Raw genomic sequence first — 439 nt, 5'->3', positions numbered from 1 at the left:
GCCTTCGATGTCGCGATAGTCCTGGAGCAGGAATCTGGCCGATCCGGTCAGGCCCTTCTCGGTTGCGCGCGCATTGGCGACCTGCAACTGCTCGGTCGACAGCGTGATGCCGGTGACATCGGCGCCAGCGATCTCGGCGAGATAGAGCCCGAGCCCGCCCCAGCCCGAGCCGATGTCGAGCACGCGCTGGCCGCGCTTGACGTGCAGCTTTGCGGTGACGTGCCGCTTCTTGGCGAGCTGTGCGTCGTCGAGCGTCGTCTCCGGGGTCTCGAAATAGGCGCAGCTATATTGCTTGTCGGCGTCGAGGAAGAGCGAATAGAGCCGCGCATCGAGATCGTAATGGTGCGCGACGTTGGCGCGGGAGCGCGAGCGCGGATTGAATTGCTTCAGGCGCCGCGTCAGATAGCGCAGATGCTACCAGGGCTTTGCCCATTGCGGC

The 439-nt window shown here is 64.7% G+C and carries 1 pseudogene; it reads right to left on the bottom strand.

Annotated features, from left to right (window positions below):
• A pseudogene (locus tag O7B34_RS32025) lies at nucleotides 1-439 on the bottom strand (SAM-dependent methyltransferase); the annotation flags it as partial.

Origin of the sequence: Mesorhizobium sp. Cs1299R1N3, from assembly GCF_037179625.1 — a bacterium.
Taxonomy (GTDB): Bacteria; Pseudomonadota; Alphaproteobacteria; order Rhizobiales; family Rhizobiaceae; genus Mesorhizobium; species Mesorhizobium salmacidum.
Note: the sequence above shows the minus strand (reverse complement) of the source record. Positions and strands in the feature narration are given on the sequence as shown.